Here is a 17111-nt window from a genome sequence, read left to right on the forward strand (position 1 = left end):
TTCGTTAACCGGAAAATTCAGGAAGATCATGCTCGATCCGAAACGTGTCCGTTCACAGACTGAAGAAATTGCCCGTCGGCTGGCTATCAAAAACTTCGAGTTTGACGTTGCCACCTTCGAACGCCTTGAGGAACGCCGTCGAGCCATTCAGGTTCGTGCGGAAATGCTGCAGAGCGAGCAGAATAAACGGTCAAAATCTATTGGCAAGGCCAAAGCCGCAGGTGAAGACATCAAGCCGTTGCTTGAAGAGGTGGACAACCTCAAGCAACAAAAGGCTGAGGCAGAGGACGAGTTGCGCTCGGTACAGGAATCCCTGAATGGCTTCTTTGCCGGCATTCCCAACCTGCCGGACGAAGACGTACCGCCGGGTGCCAGCGAAGACGACAACGTGGAAACCCGGGTTTGGGGTACGCCGCGCAGCTTTGATTTCGAGCCCAAAGACCACGTTGCCCTGGGTGAGCAACTCAAGGGACTGGACTTTGAAAAGGCCACCCAGTTGGCGCATTCCCGCTTTGCCGTCATGCGCGGTCAACTGGCGAAACTACACCGCGCACTGGCTCAGTTCATGCTCGACCTGCACACTGAAAAACACGGCTATACCGAGGCTTATGTGCCTTACCTGGTCAATGCCAACGCGCTGTTCGGCACCGGCCAGTTGCCCAAGTTTGAAGAGGATCTGTTCCGTACCGCCGGTGACAACCCGCTGTACCTGATCCCGACGGCTGAAGTACCGGCGACCAACCTGGTGGCGGACACAATTCTGGAGGTCAGTGAGATGCCTTTGCGTATGGTCTGCCACACCCCTTGCTTTCGCAGCGAAGCGGGCTCCTATGGGCGGGATGTGCGTGGCATGATCCGGCAGCATCAGTTCGACAAAGTTGAACTGGTGCACGTTGTGCGCCCCGAGGATTCCACCGAGGCTCTGGAGCAGCTTACCGGCCATGCCGAGAAGGTGCTGCAGTTGCTGGAGCTGCCGTATCGGGTGGTTACCCTGTGTGGCGGCGACATGGGCTTCTCTGCGGCCAAGACCTACGATCTGGAAGTGTGGCTGCCAGGGCAGGGTAAGTATCGGGAAATTTCGTCCTGTTCCAACACCCGTGATTTCCAGGCACGGCGTATGCAAGCACGTTGGCGTAACCCGGAAACCGGAAAACCGGAGCCTGTTCATACCCTGAATGGCTCGGGGCTGGCCGTGGGCCGTGCGATGATCGCGGTGATGGAGAACTACCAGCAAGAAGACGGCAGTATTCTGGTTCCGGAGGTTCTCAAACCCTATATGAAAGGCATTGATCGGATCCAATGAGCGAACCATTAACGGACGCACCAGGAAGGGGCATCAAGGCAGGGCCTGCACCAGTTCGTTACAGGCCCAACCCGGTAACGTCAAACCCGAACAACTCTGCGGGCGAGGTAGCTCTGGTGGGTGCCGGCCCGGGTGATCCGGAGCTTTTGACTCTCAAGGCCTGGCGCCTGATCCAGTCGGCGGACGTTATTCTCTACGATCGGCTGGTTTCTCCGGAAATACTCTCCCTGATCCCCGCTAACGTTGAAATGGTTCATGTCGGCAAGCAGCGCTCAAATCACACGTTGCCGCAGGATCAGATTAACCAGCGCCTGGTGGAGCTGGCCCGGCAGTGCCACAAAGTGGTGCGCCTCAAGGGTGGAGACCCGTTCATCTTTGGCCGCGGTGGCGAAGAAATTGAAACGCTTGCCGCAGCCGGTGTCCGGTTTCAGGTGGTTCCTGGCATCACGGCAGCTTCCGGTTGTGCGGCTTATGCGGGGATTCCGCTGACACATCGCGACCACGCCCAGTCAGTTCGTTTTATCACCGGTCATCTGAAGAACGATACCTGCGACTTGCCGTGGTCAGATTTCGTTCAGAACAATCAGACACTGGTGTTTTACATGGGGCTGGTCGGCCTGCCGATCATCTGCCGGCAGTTGATTGAACATGGTATGACGCCGGATATGCCGGTGGCGTTGGTATCCAAAGGCACGACCGCTGATCAGAAAGTGGTAGTGGGTACACTCAGTGATATTGTTGGCAAGGTTGAAAACAGTGGCGTCCAACCGCCCACGCTGGTAATCATTGGTCACGTCGTCGGGCTACGGAGTCGCCTGGATTGGCGAGGAGCTGTGGAGATTGCCTGAGGGCAGGGAAGTGCAGTAAGCCAGTCATTGGGTATCACGGGGCGCCGAGGTCGATGGGCTGCCCCGTGAATGCTGTCAATACGCTCAGGCGGTTCGCTTGGGCAGCACGTCTTTGAGCTTTTCGCGCATATCGCGAATGGCTTTTTCGGTGGTTTCCCAGTCAATACAGGCGTCGGTGACTGAGACGCCGTATTTCAGGTCTGCCAGGTTTTCCGGGATGGACTGGTTACCCCAGTTAATGTGGCTTTCCACCATCAGGCTCTGAATAGACTGGTTGCCTTCCAGGATCTGATGGGTCACATCCTGCATGACCAGAGGCTGAATGGCCGGGTCTTTGCTGGAATTGGCGTGGCTGCAATCCACCATGATCGACTTGCGCAGATTGGCTTTGTCCAGCGCCTGCTCGCACAGTGCAACACTCACGGAGTCATAGTTGGGTTTGCCACCGCCGCCGCGCAACACCACGTGGCCGTAGTTGTTGCCCTTGGTGCGGATGATGGCCACCTTGCCTTGCTGGTCAATGCCCAGGAAACTGTGGGGGTGAGACACCGATTTCATGGCGTTAACGGCTACGTCCAGACTGCCATCAGTGCCATTCTTGAAGCCAATGGCCATGGACAGTCCGCTGCTCATTTCCCGGTGGGTTTGAGACTCGGTGGTGCGGGCGCCAATGGCGGACCAGGCAATGGTGTCTTGCAGGTACTGGGGGGAGATCGGGTCCAGCGCCTCGGTGGCGGTTGGCAGGCCCATCTCGTTGATATCCAGCAGCAAACGACGACCAATGTGCAGGCCCTGTTCAATATCGAAGGTATCGTTCAGGTGTGGATCGTTGATCAGGCCTTTCCAGCCAACGGTGGTGCGCGGTTTCTCGAAATATACCCGCATCACCAGCAGCAGGGTATCGCTGACTTCGTCGGCGAGTTTTTTCAGCCGGGCAGCGTAATCGCGAGCTGCCTCCACGTCGTGAATGGAACAGGGGCCAACCACGATAAACAGACGGTGGTCTTTACCATCCATGATGTCGTATATAGCCTGGCGGCCAGAGGCGACGGTTTCAGCGGCCTCGTCTGACAGCGGCATCTCGTTCTTCAGCGCTTCAGGAGTGATCAGTGGTTCCTGGCTGGCCACGTTCAGGTTTTCCAGTTTCTTGCCCGACATCTTGTTGTGCTTCCCCGAATCAGATCGTTGCATCACCGGGTAACGCTGTCATTATGGGCCCGGTGTTTAATAATTAACGCGAATGGTGCCGGTCTGCAGTTGCTGTAAACCCCGGCGAGTTGGTTATACTGCGTTATTTGAAGACCCTTTTCAACGCTTCCAGTCAACAGGTAACGGATGTCGCCTCCAGCCAGGAAACCACAAGCAGACTCTTCCTCCCGAAAGGTGGTTTCAGAGAGGATCACGCAGGTTCTGTCGGGCATCCGTGTGCCGGATTTACCCTACCCGGCAGGCAAGTCTTCGCCGGAGTCCACAGCCGACTGGCGGCCCCTGCTTTTTTCCTGCTGGACGGAGCAGCGAGACGAGCGGGTTACGGACGTTTTGCGCTCGGTGCAGATTGAATGGACCGTGAGTCAGGTCAATGCAGCCTACCTTTCTGACCGGATAATGGACGTGTTTCTGAAAACCAGTGGCCTGCATCGTGCCCTGGTCAGTCGAATTGCCAGATTAAGGTTCTGGCTGGCATGGCAGTTGGATGCCAGTGGTGCCGATGTGTTCAGCGATACTGTGCTCGATTGGCTGGACAACTTACAGGAATGGCGCGGTTGGAGTGATACCGGGGGTCGATCATCAAGGGTTTTGTTGGACCAGTTGGACAGCCTGGTTATTGCAGTGTCTGGTAGCTTTGAAAGTGGTCACCGTCAGCCGGTTGAAAACTATTGTGAACAGTGGCTGGGTGACAGAGAAAAGGGCGAAAGCCAGGTGAGACGGTTGCGTGAACGTCTGCTTGAGACTGAGCGTGGGGCTTCGCGGCAGCGTGTTGCTGATCAGGTTTCCCGGGCGCTTATCGGACGGGCCCTGACCGGGCGGGAGTTGCCGGCGGTGATCAGCCGATTCATCGTAGAAGACTGGTACAAGGTTCTGAAGCAAAGCGTTTGGTCTGAAGGCACTGACAGTGAGCTGTACCGGCATGCCAACAAGCTGCTCGAATGGCTGGTCTGGCTGGGAGATCCGGCGTTGTCAGACAGGGACCGGAACCGGCTCTATCATGTGGGGGAACAGATAGGTGACCGGATACAGGATGTGTGGACCCGAGCCCTGGGCCATGGATTGCCAGACAGTGCACTGGCAGATATCCAGGCGGTTATTGTTGAGCGCATCCGCGGCGAGGTGCCAGAGCTAAAACCAGCCCTCGGTAGCGGTACCAGTCTGACCTGGGACAGTCGGTGGCTGTCGCTGGCTCCGGTAGAGCCGGAACAGGCCAGAGGCTACACCGGTTGCTGGTTTGTTGAAGGCGAAGGAACAGCTGAGCAGCGACGTTACTTTTTTACGCTGCTGGAGGATAGTGGCGAAATACTCTGGACCAACGGTGCCGGGGTCAAGCTAGGCCTTCAGGACTGGGCGTCTTTCCTGGCAGATCTTGAGGCTCAGATTCTGCGCCCCTTACCATCCCCCACAGCGTTTGGCGAAGTGCTCTCGGAAACCGTGAACCTGCTGTTTAAAGTGTGCGAAAAACAACAGAAGCAACGCCAAGAGGCCGCGCGGGAAGCCAAGGCTCGGGCAGAGGCCTTACGCAAAGAAAAAGAAGCCGCCGAGCGTGCGAGAAAGGCTGAAGAAGAAGCCCGGCAGGCAGCGCTTGAGCAGCAACGGGCCGAAGCGGAACGGCAACGCCAGGCAGATGAACAGGCGGAGCAGGATCGTCTCCTGAAAGAGCGGGAAGTGGCCGCTGCCAAACAGGTTGAGAGCATCGCTCTGGGTGGCTGGATTGTCCTGGCGCCAGAGGGTGAAGGTGAGGAGCCGGCCAGACTGAAACTGGCAGTGAAGATCTCCGCCTCCCGGAAGTTCGTGTTCGTTGATCGTCTGGGGCTTAATCGCCGGGAGTTCTTGCATGATGACCTGGTCTCCGGGATTGTCTCTGGCCGTATCCGGGTACTGGGCAGCGCTGCGGAGTTTGATGATACCCTGAGCCGTGTTGTTGGGCGGATCAGGGTAGGCCGTAACTGAGGATGGCTTATGGTTGATGATAACTACGAGTTCGGAAGCTCCCAGGGGTTACCCGTTGGGCATGACAATCGTGAGGATTATCGTTTAACCGCCAGAGCCCGGGCCTGGCTCTGGATCGAGTCACCGGAACCGGGCCTGGAGGTGCCGGATACCGCACTTCTCGAATGTCAGGTTCGCGATATTTCGGCGAGAGGGCTGAGTCTTGTCTCGTCAGAGCCTTTGGCGCTTCACTCCTTGCTTATGGCTGAGATCAGCCTTGGGCATCAGCCGAAGCGATTTCGCCTGATGGTTGAGGTGATGTGGTGCCGGGAGGCAGGTCCGGACTATATCGTAGGTGTTCACGTGCTGGATTCGGACGAGACTGATTACCTGGACTGGATGGAGGCGGTTGCGTCTGCGTTATCGGACAGCTGAGTAAAGAAAAAGCCGGCGTGGAGCCGGCTTTTTTGTGGCTGTGAAGACTTGAATCAGTCTTCCAGTTCACCCATTCCGGTGATGTTGAAGCCGCCATCCACGTAAAGAATCTCGCCGGTGATACCGGAGGCCAGGTCGGAAGACATGAACGCGGCTGCGTTGCCTACCTCCTCGGTTGTTACATTGCGGCGCAGCGGAGCGCGCTTCGCGTTCTCTGCGAGCATACGGCGGAAACTCTTGATGCCGGAGGCCGCCAGGGTCTTGATTGGCCCTGCAGAAATGCCATTTACCCGAATACCTTCCTTGCCCAGGCTTGCCGCCATGTAGCGAACATTGGCCTCCAGCGACGCCTTGGCAAGGCCCATCACGTTGTAGTTCTGCAGAACTTTCTCGGCTCCCAGGTAGCTCAGGGTCAGCAGGCTGCTGCCTTCGTGCATCATCTTGCGAGCACCCTTGGCCAGTGCGACAAAGCTGTAGGAGCTGATGTCATGGGCGATACGGAAGCCGTCACGGGTGGTCACATCCACATAGTTACCGTCGAGTTCATGCGCTGGCGCGTAACCAACGGCATGGATGATGATGTCGATGTTGTCCCAGTGTTTGTTGAGCTCGGTGAACACAGCGTCAATCTGCTCGTCACTGGCCACATCGCAGGGGAACGTCAGCTGACTGCCCCACTGATCCGCGAATTTCTCAACCCGGGACTGAAGCTTTTCGTTCTGGTAAGTGAAGGCCAGTTCAGCGCCTTCACGGGCGAATGCCTCGGCGATGCCGTAGGCGATGGAATGTTTGCTGGCTACACCAACAATCAGTGCTTTCTTGCCACTGAGGATTCCCATGGGTATCTGCTCCCTGTGTTCCTTGGTTTCAGCGCATTATCCCCGACATGCGTCGGCTGGGGTAACGGTCAATTGGTCGTAGGCTGATAAAAGAAAGCCGCGGTCAGCAGTTCCCGGGTGTAGTCCTGTTTCGGTGCCCGGAAAATAGCCTCAGCGGCCCCGTACTCCACTATCTGGCCGTTCTTCAGCACCAGCAATTTGTGGCTGAGTGCCCGAACGACAGCCAGATCATGACTGATAAAGATGTAGCTTAGCTTATATCTGGCCTGAATTTCCCGTAAAAGCTCAATCACTTGCTTCTGGACGGTCCGGTCCAGGGCGGAGGTAGGCTCATCGAGAATGATCAGTTCCGGCTGCAACACCAGTGCCCGGGCGATGGCAATGCGTTGTCGCTGCCCGCCGGAAAATTCGTGGGGGTAACGGTGCCTGGCGTCTGGGTCCAGCCCCACATCCTTCAGTGCCTGAATCACTCTGGCGTCGTGTTGCTCGGCATCGTTGGTGTCGTGTATCTCTAGCCCTTCACGGACAATTTCAGCCACCGACATCCGGGGGCTCAGACTACCGAAAGGATCCTGAAAGACAATCTGGACCCGCTTGCGCCAGGGTCGGAACTGCTTCTGGGACAGAGGCCCAAGTTCGGTTCCCGCCAACCGGATACTACCGGTGCTGGCGGTTAACTTCAGTAGCGCATGTCCGATGGTGGTTTTGCCACTGCCGCTTTCACCGACAATACCCAGTGTCTCGCCTGGTTGCAGGGCAAAACTCACGTTCTGAACCGCGTGGAAACTCTCCTTGACCTTGCCCAGCAGGTTCTTGCGAATAGGGAACTGAACATTCAGCCCCGTGACTTCCATCAGTGTTCTACCACCATCCGTCGGTGGGAGAGGGTTTTCTGGTGGTTCCGCATCAATGAGCTTCCGGGTATAGGGGTGCGCAGGCGCGGTGAACAGTTGCTCGGTGGCGGCTTCCTCAACGCATTTACCCTGTTCCATAACCACCACTCTATCCGCATAGCGGCGGACAATGCTCAGGTCGTGGGTGATCATCAGAATGGCCATGCCGAGTTTCTGTTTCAGCGATTCCAGCAACTCCAGTACTTGTTTCTGTACGGTCACATCCAGAGCCGTGGTGGGTTCGTCGGCGATCAGCAGATCCGGTTCGTTGGCCAGGGCCATGGCGATCATGATCCTCTGTTTCTGGCCACCGGACAGCTGGTGTGGGTAGCTGTTCAGGCGCCGCTCCGGCTCGGGAATGCCCACCAGGTCGAGCAGTTCAATACAACGCTTTCGGGCCTGGGGGCCGCGCATGCCCTTGTGTAGCTCCAGAGTTTCGGTGATCTGCTTTTCAACCGTATGTAAGGGGTTGAGTGAGGTCATGGGCTCCTGGAAGATCATGCTGATTTCCCGGCCGCGGATTTGTCGCAACCGGCTATCCGCAGCCGTCAGCAAATCTTCGCCACGATACAGAATCTTGCCAGAGGGATAACGGGCGTGCCGGGCATCCAGTAACCTGAGAACAGACAGGGCCGACACCGATTTGCCAGAGCCGCTTTCGCCCACCAGCGCCAGGGTTTCCCCAAGGCGAACCCGCAGCGACAGGCTGTCTACGACCAGCGGGCCGTTATCAAAGCGAATGGACAGGTCCGAGATGGTCAGGAGTTCACTCATATCAGTTCTTTCTCGGGTCAAAGGCATCTCGTACGGCTTCACCTACAAACACCAGCAGCGTCAGCATCACCGACAGGGAGACAAAGGCAGAGATACCCAGCCATGGGGCATGGAGGTTGGCCTTGCCCTGGGCAATCAGCTCCCCCAGGGATGGTGAACCGGATGGCAGGCCAAAGCCCAGGAAATCCAGCGAAGTTAGCCCGGTAATCGCGCCAGTCAGGATAAACGGCAGAAAGGTGAGGGTGGCCACCATGGCGTTCGGCAGAATGTGCCGGAACATGATGTGCCGGTTACCCAACCCGAGCGCCCGAGCCGCTTTAACGTATTCGAAGTTTCTCGCCCGCAGGAATTCAGCACGAACCACATCCACCAGCCCCATCCAGCTGAACAGCAACATAATGCCCAGCAACCACCAGAAGTTGGGCTGAACAATGGCGGAGAGGATAATCAGCAGATACAGCATTGGCAGGCCCGACCAGATCTCGATAAAGCGCTGGCCGAACAGGTCCACCTTGCCTCCGTAAAAGCCCTGAATGGCGCCGACGATCACGCCAACAATGCAGCTGGCGATGGTCAGGGTCAGACCAAAAACCACGGAAATCCGGAAGCCGTAGATGACCCGGGCAGCCACGTCCCGTCCCTGGTCGTCGGTCCCCAGCCAGTGTTCGGCGCTGGGTGGCGCGGGCGAGGGTACGCTCAGTTCATAGTTGATGGTGTTGTAGCTGAACTGGATCGGCGGCCAGAGTATCCAGCCGTTGGCCTCTATTTCGTCCCGGATGAAGCGATCCCGGTAGTCGGTTTCCGTGGGCAGAAAGCCGCCAAAGGTTTCCTCGGGCACCATCTGGACTACCGGGAAATAGACATCGCCCTGATAGGAGACCACCAGTGGCTTGTCGTTGGCGATCAGCTCTGCCACCAGGGAAAGACCGAACAGGGCCAGGAAAAGCCACAGTGACCAGAAACCACGGCGATTATTCCTGAAATTCCGCAGCCGGCGCTGTTGGATGGGCGTCAGTCGGGGCATGATTATGCGCCCTCCCGGCTTTCAAAATCGATGCGCGGGTCTACCAGCACATAGGTGATGTCGCTGATCAGCTTCAGAATCAAACCCATCAGGGTGAAGATGTAGAGAGTGCCGAAAATCACCGGGTAATCCCGGTTCAGGGCCGCCTCGAAGCCGAGCAGGCCAAGGCCGTCCAGGGAGAAAATCACTTCAATCAGCAAAGACCCGGTAAAGAACAGGGACACCAGAACACCGGGCATGCTGGCGATCACTATCAGCATGGCGTTGCGGAACACATGGCCATAGAGTACCTGTTTTTCTTCCAGTCCCTTGGCACGGGCCGTCACCACGTATTGTTTACCGATTTCATCCAGGAACGAGTTCTTGGTCAGTAGTGTGAGGGTGGCAAAGCCGCCAATCACATTGGCGGTAACCGGCAAGGCCAGGTGCCAGAAGTAATCGGCAATCTTCTGGTACCAGTTGAGCTCATCGAAATTCGGAGAGGTCAGGCCCCGGAGGGGGAACCAGTCGAAATAGCTGCCGCCGGCAAACAACACGATCAACAGAATGGCAAACAGGAAGCCGGGAATGGCATAGCCCACCACGATGGCAGAGCTTGTCCAGACATCGAATCGGGAGCCGTCAGACACGGCTTTGCGAATGCCCAGGGGGATGGAAATCAGGTAAATGATCAGTGTGGACCAGAGCCCCAGGGAAATGGAAACCGGCATCTTGTCGATGATCAGCTCAACGACGGTACGGTCCCGGAAAAAGGATTCGCCGAAATTGAAGGTCGCGTAATCCTTGAGCATCTTCAGGAAGCGTTCATGGGCGGGCTTGTCGAAACCGTACATCACCTCGATTTCTTTCAGCAATTCCGGTGGCAGGCCCCGGGAACCCCGGCTGTCGCCGGAGCTGGTGACGACTTCGCCACCGGTATCACCACCGCCCGCCCGTGCCAGGGCACTGCTGCCGTGGCCTTCCATCTGGGCAACAAGCTGGTCAACCGGGCCGCCCGGTGCGGCCTGAACAATGATGAAATTGAGGAGCATTATCCCCACCAGTGTGGGGATGATCAGAGCAAGCCGCCGGAGAATGTAGATGCCCATTTAGGGGAGGAATCCTTTCATTACAGCGTTGGTGACAGTCGATGGATCAGCGGTTGATCCACCAGTTGTTCAGGTCGATACCATTTTTCGGTGTGACCTCAGGTCGCTGTAAATGGTTCCAGTAGGCTACCCGGTCTTTGGTCAGGTGCCAGTGCGGAATCACATAGTGACTGTGCAGCAGTACCCGGTCGAGCGCGCGCACACGGTGCACCAATTGTTCCCGATCCGGTGCCTGGATCACCATGTCGACTAACTGGTCTACCACGGGGTCGTTAACACCCATGAAGTTTCGGGAGCCGGATACGTCCGCGGTGCTGGAGTGCCAGTATTCCCTCTGCTCGTTGCCCGGGGAGTCGGATTGCGGAAGCACCTGGGTGATCATGTCGAAGTCAAAGCTGCGTACTCGCTGGATGTACTGGTTGCTGTCAACAAGGCGCACTGTGACGTCTATGCCCAGACGTTCCAGGTTGCGGGTAAAGGGCAGTACCACGCGTTCAAAACTCTTCTGGAACAGCAGCACTTCAAAGCTCAGTTGCTTACCGCTTTCCTCGTGCACCATCTTACCGCCACGGATGCTGTAGCCGGCCTCGTTCAGCAGTTCCATGGCCGCCCGCAGATTGTCGCGCATGGACCGGCTGTCGCTGGTGTCAGGCGGAGTGTATTCGCGGGTAAAGACCTCCGGGTTCAGCTGATCGCGGAAGCGTTCAAGGATGTCCAGTTCAGGGCCTTGAGGTAGACCGGATGAGGCCAGTTCACTGTTTTCGAAATAGCTGTTGGTCCGGGTGTACTGGTCAAAGAACAGGTTACGGTTAGCCCACTGGAAGTCAAAGCCGTAAGCCAGGGCCTGGCGGACCTTCGGGTTACTGAATACCGGCTTTCGGGTGTTGAAGACAAAACCCTGCATACCGCTTGGGCGTTGATGAGGGATGGCCTCGCGAACGATTCGGCCATCTTCGAAACGCCGGCCGGTGTAGGCGGTTGCCCAGTTCTTTGCGGAGGTTTCCTGGCGGAAGTCGAAGTTGCCTGCTTTGAAGGCTTCCAGCGCTACCGTGTCATCGTTGTAGTATTCGTACTGGATGCGCTGGAAATTGAAACGTCCTACACGTACGGGCAGGTCCTTTGCCCAGTAGTCTTCAATCAGCTCATAGGTAACAGAGCGCCCAGCATCAAACGAACCAATGCGGTAGGGCCCACTGCCCACCGGAATGTCCAGACCGTTTCGACCAAACTCCCGCTCTTCCCAGTAATGGGCCGGGAGAATAGGCATTTGCCCCAGGATCAGAGGCAGCTCACGGTTATCGGTTTCGCCGAAATCGAATCGGATACGATGACTGTTCTCGATCGTGACCTTGCGCACATCCGCGTAGTAGTTGCGGTAGAAGGGGTGCCCTTCAGTGGTCAGGATACGGTGCGAGAACTCGACGTCTTTGGCGGTGATCGGGGTGCCGTCCTGAAATCTCGCTTCTTCCCGCAAATTGAATATGACGTACCGGCGGTCTTCGGGAAACTCCACGCTCTCGGCAATCAACCCATACTCGGAGAATGGCTCGTCCGAGGACGATTCCATCAGGGTGTCGTAGACGTAGGTGCTGACGCCGGCGGCCGCCACGCCGCGAATCACAAACGGGTTGAAGCTATCGAACCCGTTGGATACCACGGACAGCTTCAGGGAGCCGCCTTTGGGCGCCTCGGGATTAACGTAATCGAAGTGGCTGAAGCCTTCCGGGTATTTCAACTCACCATGCATGGCGATCCCATGAACGGGCGCTGGCCCGTTTTCATGGTGATCGTCAGCAGCGGAAAAAAGCGGAGTGGCCATCAAGGCCAGGGATGTGATCAGTCCAGACAGGGTCAGGTGAGGTGCTTTCCGTGTTTTTGTCATGGTTCTCGCACGTTATGGGCTGTTTCTTATGTCCACGTAGAGTACCAGACTTTGGCCGGGTTGCAGATAACGGTTGGTATTAAGATCGTTCCATGATGCGATATCCCGCACATTCACCGAGAAGCGGCTTGCAATGGCAGACAGCGAGTCACCCTGGCGCACACGATATCCCACCTTGCGAACCATGGCGCTGTCCCGCTGGCTACTGGCAACATTCTTGGTGGGTTGTGCGGTTTTAGACCAGATCACCAGTTGTTTGCCCGGGATCAGTGGGTCGCCCGGCGCCATACCGTTCCAGGCCGCCACTTCCCGTACCGAAACCCGGTGTTCCCGGGCAATGTCCCAGAAGGTATCGCCACGGCGGACCGTGTAGTTAACCTTGTTGCCATCCCGTTGCCGCTCCTGGGTGCGTTGCAGGCGCTGGCTCTGGCTCAGCGCATAGGTCTCCGAACCCTTGGTGGCCGAGGGAATCAGCAGCTGTTGGCCGATGCGGATGAGATCGCTGTTCAGCTTGTTAACCTGCTGGATGACGGAAGGTGTTGTCGAAAACTTTCGGGCGATGGTGTTCAGGCTATCGCCTTTCTGCACCCGGTAATTCTGCCAGGACACCCGCTGCTCGGTCGGGAAATCGGCAAGCGCTGTACGGAAGCCCTCGGCTTTCTCGACCGGAACCAGCAGCCGGTGAGGGCCATCCGGATTGGTGGCCCAGCGGTTATAGGAGGGGTTGAGCAAATAGATTTCATTGATTTCGACGCCAGCAAGTTCTGCGGCCTGAGCGATATCCAGTTGCGAGCCAGTATCAACCACCTCGAAAAACGGTTCGTTCTTCAGGGCAGGCAACTCGATGCCATAGGCTTCTGGGTCGTCAAAGATCTTGGCCAGCGCAATCAGCTTGGGTACGTAGTGCCGGGTCTCGGTGGGCAGGCTCAGCGACCAGTAGTCTGTGGACTTACCGGCGTTGCGGTTACGGCGAATGGAGCTGGATACTGTGCCGCCACCCGCGTTGTAGGCAGCCAGGGCCAGGGTGTAATCGCCGTCAAAGCGGTTGGCCAGGCGGTCAAGGTACGTCAGGGCTGCGTCGGTTGCCGCAATGACATCCCGGCGGTCATCGTGCCACCAGCTTTGAGTCAACCCGAAATACTTGCCGGTCGACGGGATGAACTGCCACAAACCCGCAGCCCGCCCGTGTGAATAGGCGAAGGGGTCAAAGGCACTTTCAACAATGGGCAGCAGTGCGAGTTCGTTGGGTAGACCACGTTTTTCGGTTTCTTCCAGGATGTGGTAGAGGTATCGGGAGCCACGTTCAACCACCCGGTCAATGTAGCGGGGGTGGCGGGCATACCAGTCCAGCTGTGCCTGAACCCGGGCGTTGTCAACGGAGTGGTCCATCTGGAATCCGGCCCGAAGCCGGTCCCATAAATCGGATTCCGAAGTGGCAACGTCCTGGCTGCTACGGGGGTTATCCAGTTTCTCCCGCGCTTCCCTGGCTTGCTTGCGCAGTTCGGGGGCGATGGCGTCGTCCAGCGGTGCGTCGCTGGCCTGATCACCGTTTCCGGATGCAACCGATTTCTTAAGGCCCTCGTCGCCCTGCGCAACAACGACTTCGTCAGAATCCAGGGGGTTGTTGCTGTCTGCGGTGTTGTTGTCTTCGCCAAACCAGGCTGACGGAGTGTGCCAGTTTTCAAGAACCTGACTGGTGCTGCAACCTGAGAGGAGGGTGCTGGCAATCAGCACATAAGACAATCGTTTCACCGACATAAACACAGCTTCCGGGTATTGGCCGGGTATGGACAGAAACCCGGCACATTAATGAGTTACGGTAACAAACAGGCTTGGATTCTATGGGAGCCCTTTTCCGGGGGTCAATACGGCTGATGTTACGGCTGTGAGAAGAAATGTTAAGAACTCAAGCATTAACAGCTCAGAAATGGTCCTTGCCGTGTCGAATGGCCGCGAACACCGCATCCGCTGAATCGCATGGCAAACCCTGCCTTGCAGCATATTGCCGGGCACTTTCGATCACTTCCGGCTGGTCCCAGCGCATAAACGGGTTCAGGGTTTTTTCTGCGCCAATACTGGAGGGTACGGTCGGCTCACCACGGTTCCTCCTGGCCTGACAGTCCTGCTCAAACTGCTCGAGGGCTTTGTCGTCTGGCAACCAGCTGCGGGCAAACCTGAGATTGGCCAGGGTGTATTCGTGTGCACAGTAAACCCCGGTCTGATCGGGCAGGGCGCGCAACGACTCGAGAGACTGTCGCATCTGCTCGGGTTTGCCCTCGAACAGCCTCCCGCAGCCGCAAACGAAGAGCGTGTCGCCGCAGAACAGCACAGGGCGATCATTAATCTCAGTTTCCGAGTAGTAGGCAACATGGTCGAGAGTGTGGCCCGGTACCGCCATGACCTCGAAGGTCAGGCCTTGCCAGACCACTTCGTCACCGGGATGGATCGGGTTGGTGGTGCCCTTGAAGGGGGAATCCTCCGGGCCCGTTATGCGAACATCCGGAAAGGTCTTTGCCAGGCTGGCGATGCCGCCGGTGTGGTCGGGGTGGTGGTGGGTGACCAGTATGGTATCCAGAACCAGCTGCTGACTTTCCAGGTAGTCTTCCACCGGCTGGGCCTGCCCAGGGTCTACCACCAGCGCTTTGCCGGATGACCGGTCGCAGAGGCACCAGATATAGTTGTCGGAAAACGCAGGAATGGCCTGGATATCGAACATGCATGACCCCATGTGCTCTTTGGATGTGGCTGTTATGATAGTCCAACGCCGTTTCTATCCCAAGGGTCGTTCGTGAGCCGGGAACAAAAGGCGGTGCAGGGGAATCCGGTTAATGCAGAGATTCAGATTGGGCGCCTCAGGGGCGGTGGACTACTCACAAAGGCATGAGAGTTTCGAGCGCTGGTTCCAGACTCCGCTTGGCAGATCGTTGCTGGCCAGCCAGCGCCGGGTACTTGATCATGCATTCGAAGGCCTGGCCGGGGCCCGGCAACTGCAGGTGGGGCTAAGCCACAGGCTGCCGCTTGCCAGCGGCGCCGATTTCGTCCAGAAAATCATCACCACGCCTGGCTGGCACCCGCAGATGCCGGATGGTGTAGCAGTGTGTGATGCTGACGAACTGCCGTTTCCAGGGGACTCCATGGATCTGGTGATACTGCACCACACAGCGGATTTCTCCCCGGATCCCCACGAGGTATTACGGGAATCGGCCCGGGTGTTGAGGGGCGAGGGGCGTATTGCGCTGATTGGATTCAATCCACTGAGCCTTTGGGGTGTCAGGCGTCTGCTTTCAAGACATCATCAAGGGCCCTGGGGAGGGCGCTTCCTGATGCGTTCACGGATGGAGGATTGGCTCCAGCTGCTCGGCTTTGAGCTTGAGACTTCCTGCACCCATTTTTGCACCCTGCCGGTTCAGAGAAAGGAAGGCTACACCACCAGGAATCACCGTACCCTGAATGAGAACGGTCATTTCCTGCCGGTCGGCGCGTATTACTGTATCCTTGCCCGCAAGCGTGTGTACGCCCCCATCCGCAGGCGGGCGCCCTGGCGCAAGAGCAAAGTGATCTCAATGCCCGGCACGGTGGGTGCCTCGCGGGGGTGTTCAAGCCAGAGCGCTGGCGCGACAGAGAATCAATGAATAATTGGGAGAGTAAATGGTTGGCAAGGTGGTGATGTACACCGATGGTGCCTGTAAAGGCAATCCTGGTCCCGGTGGGTGGGGTGTGGTTTTGCGATACGGAGATGCCTGCAAGACCCTGCATGGTGGTGAGCGCCAGACCACGAACAACCGTATGGAGCTTATGGCCGCTATTCGCGGTTTGAGGGCCCTGAACCGTGCATGTGAGGTTGAGCTGTATACAGACTCCCAGTATGTCCGCAAGGGCATCACGGAATGGATGGCGGGCTGGAAGCGAAACGGCTGGAAGAATTCGGCGAAGAAGCCAGTCAAGAACGCCGACTTATGGCAAGAGTTGGACACCGAAACGGCACGACATAAGGTGAACTGGCACTGGGTCAAGGGCCATTCCGGTAACCCGGACAACGAGCTTGCGGATGAACTGGCCAACCGTGGCGTTGACGAACTGACCAGCGCCTGACGCGGCCTGTGGCGTGGGCGACGACGGAAACAGAGAGCACAGAGACATGAGACAGATCGTACTGGATACCGAAACCACGGGTATCGACCCGAACGACGGCCACCGCATTATCGAGATTGGCTGCGTTGAAGTCATTGAGCGTGAGCTGACGGGCCGTAATTACCACGTCTACATCAATCCAGAACGGGAGGTTGAGGCCGAAGCTATCACCGTTCACGGCATCACCAATGAGTTTCTGACCGACAAACCCAGGTTCGCCGAAATTGCCGACGAATTTTTCGAGTTTATCAAGGGTGCGGAGCTGGTTATACATAACGCGGCTTTTGACGTCGGCTTCATGGACGCCGAGTTCGCGCGCCTCAAGCCGGTCCGGAAAACCGCTGACCACTGCGGCATCGTCGACTCGCTCGCCATCGCCCGGGCCAAGCATCCGGGTCAGAAGAACAACCTGGATGCCCTGTGCAAACGCTACGGAGTAGATAACAGTAACCGGGAACTGCACGGCGCGTTGCTGGATGCGGAGATTCTGGCTGACGTTTATTTGTTGATGACCGGCGGGCAAACAGCGTTATCCCTGGATGCCGGGGCTGGCGATGATGGAACTGCCGGTGGCATCCGCCGCCTGACTGGCAACCGACCGGCTTTGGCTGTGATCCGTGCTGATGACGCCGAGGCCTCGGCCCATGAAGAATTTCTGGCGATGATGGAGAAGCAGGCCGGCCACACCGTCTGGAGCAAATTACAGCAATCGGAATGAGAACCACGTCAGGGTGTACCATTTGTTACATTCCG

14 protein-coding genes and 1 pseudogene are annotated in these 17111 nt (G+C 57.4%); 7 read left to right on the top strand and 8 right to left on the bottom strand.

Annotation, left to right across the window (positions count from 1 at the left end; genetic code table 11):
* Window positions 1–28 precede the first annotated feature (28 nt).
* Together serS and cobA are read left to right on the top strand one after the other, a co-directional pair.
* Entirely contained in the window at window positions 29–1303 is a 1275-nt protein-coding gene (gene serS / locus ABIE59_RS01160) for a serine--tRNA ligase (RefSeq protein ID WP_354443480.1), read from the top strand.
* A gap of 98 nt (window positions 1304–1401) precedes the next feature.
* Window positions 1402–2151: pseudogene (cobA, locus tag ABIE59_RS01165) on the top strand (uroporphyrinogen-III C-methyltransferase); the annotation flags it as partial.
* Window positions 2152–2235: 84 nt separating this feature from the next.
* On the opposite strand, the gene ABIE59_RS01170 reads toward cobA, so the two are convergent.
* Window positions 2236–3309, bottom strand: coding sequence for a 3-deoxy-7-phosphoheptulonate synthase (locus ABIE59_RS01170; protein WP_354443482.1), 1074 nt, complete (start codon window positions 3307–3309; stop codon window positions 2236–2238).
* 267 nt (window positions 3310–3576) lie between these two features.
* On the opposite strand from ABIE59_RS01170, the gene ABIE59_RS01175 reads away from it, so the two are divergent.
* Complete coding sequence (locus tag ABIE59_RS01175) at window positions 3577–5313, top strand: DUF1631 family protein (protein ID WP_354443485.1); 1737 nt, start codon at window positions 3577–3579, stop codon at window positions 5311–5313.
* A 9-nt stretch (window positions 5314–5322) separates the two neighbouring features.
* Window positions 5323–5727 (top strand): PilZ domain-containing protein, encoded by a 405-nt coding sequence (locus tag ABIE59_RS01180; protein WP_354443487.1) that lies wholly within the window; start codon window positions 5323–5325, stop codon window positions 5725–5727.
* Between the two features lie 53 nt (window positions 5728–5780).
* Here the strand turns inward: ABIE59_RS01180 and ABIE59_RS01185 are convergent, their stop codons facing one another.
* From ABIE59_RS01185 to gloB, 7 genes are all read right to left on the bottom strand, one after another.
* Window positions 5781–6566, bottom strand: coding sequence for an enoyl-ACP reductase FabI (locus ABIE59_RS01185; protein WP_354443489.1), 786 nt, complete (start codon window positions 6564–6566; stop codon window positions 5781–5783).
* 68 nt (window positions 6567–6634) lie between these two features.
* Window positions 6635–8233, bottom strand: a complete 1599-nt coding sequence (locus ABIE59_RS01190) for an ABC transporter ATP-binding protein (protein WP_106695708.1) — start codon at window positions 8231–8233, stop codon at window positions 6635–6637.
* Between the two features lies 1 nt (window position 8234).
* Window positions 8235–9257 (bottom strand): ABC transporter permease, encoded by a 1023-nt coding sequence (locus ABIE59_RS01195; RefSeq protein WP_106695709.1) that lies wholly within the window; start codon window positions 9255–9257, stop codon window positions 8235–8237.
* Window positions 9258–9259: 2 nt separating this feature from the next.
* Window positions 9260–10345 carry a microcin C ABC transporter permease YejB gene (locus ABIE59_RS01200; protein WP_106695710.1) on the bottom strand — a complete coding sequence of 362 codons (1086 nt, stop codon included), beginning with the start codon at window positions 10343–10345 and terminating at the stop codon, window positions 9260–9262.
* A 46-nt stretch (window positions 10346–10391) separates the two neighbouring features.
* Window positions 10392–12227, bottom strand: coding sequence for an extracellular solute-binding protein (locus ABIE59_RS01205; protein WP_106695711.1), 1836 nt, complete (start codon window positions 12225–12227; stop codon window positions 10392–10394).
* Between the two features lie 12 nt (window positions 12228–12239).
* A complete protein-coding gene (locus ABIE59_RS01210) occupies window positions 12240–13985 on the bottom strand; it encodes a LysM peptidoglycan-binding domain-containing protein (protein WP_106695712.1) in 1746 nt (581 codons plus the stop codon).
* A gap of 163 nt (window positions 13986–14148) precedes the next feature.
* Window positions 14149–14943, bottom strand: coding sequence for a hydroxyacylglutathione hydrolase (gloB, locus tag ABIE59_RS01215; protein ID WP_061332820.1), 795 nt, complete (start codon window positions 14941–14943; stop codon window positions 14149–14151).
* A 112-nt stretch (window positions 14944–15055) separates the two neighbouring features.
* Here gloB and ABIE59_RS01220 point away from each other — a divergent pair, with 112 nt between their 5' ends.
* The 3 genes from ABIE59_RS01220 to dnaQ are packed head-to-tail and all read left to right on the top strand — an operon-like array spanning window position 15056 to window position 17076.
* A complete protein-coding gene (locus ABIE59_RS01220) occupies window positions 15056–15859 on the top strand; it encodes a class I SAM-dependent methyltransferase (RefSeq protein WP_061332822.1) in 804 nt (267 codons plus the stop codon).
* 16 nt (window positions 15860–15875) lie between these two features.
* A complete protein-coding gene (gene rnhA / locus ABIE59_RS01225; RefSeq protein ID WP_286920861.1) occupies window positions 15876–16319 on the top strand; it encodes a ribonuclease HI in 444 nt (147 codons plus the stop codon).
* A 13-nt stretch (window positions 16320–16332) separates the two neighbouring features.
* Window positions 16333–17076: a DNA polymerase III subunit epsilon gene (dnaQ, locus tag ABIE59_RS01230; RefSeq protein ID WP_266094473.1), complete on the top strand. Its 744-nt coding sequence runs from the start codon at window positions 16333–16335 to the stop codon at window positions 17074–17076.
* Window positions 17077–17111 lie beyond the last annotated feature (35 nt).

The organism is Marinobacter sp. MBR-99 (assembly GCF_040547575.1).
Taxonomy (GTDB): Bacteria; Pseudomonadota; Gammaproteobacteria; order Pseudomonadales; family Oleiphilaceae; genus Marinobacter.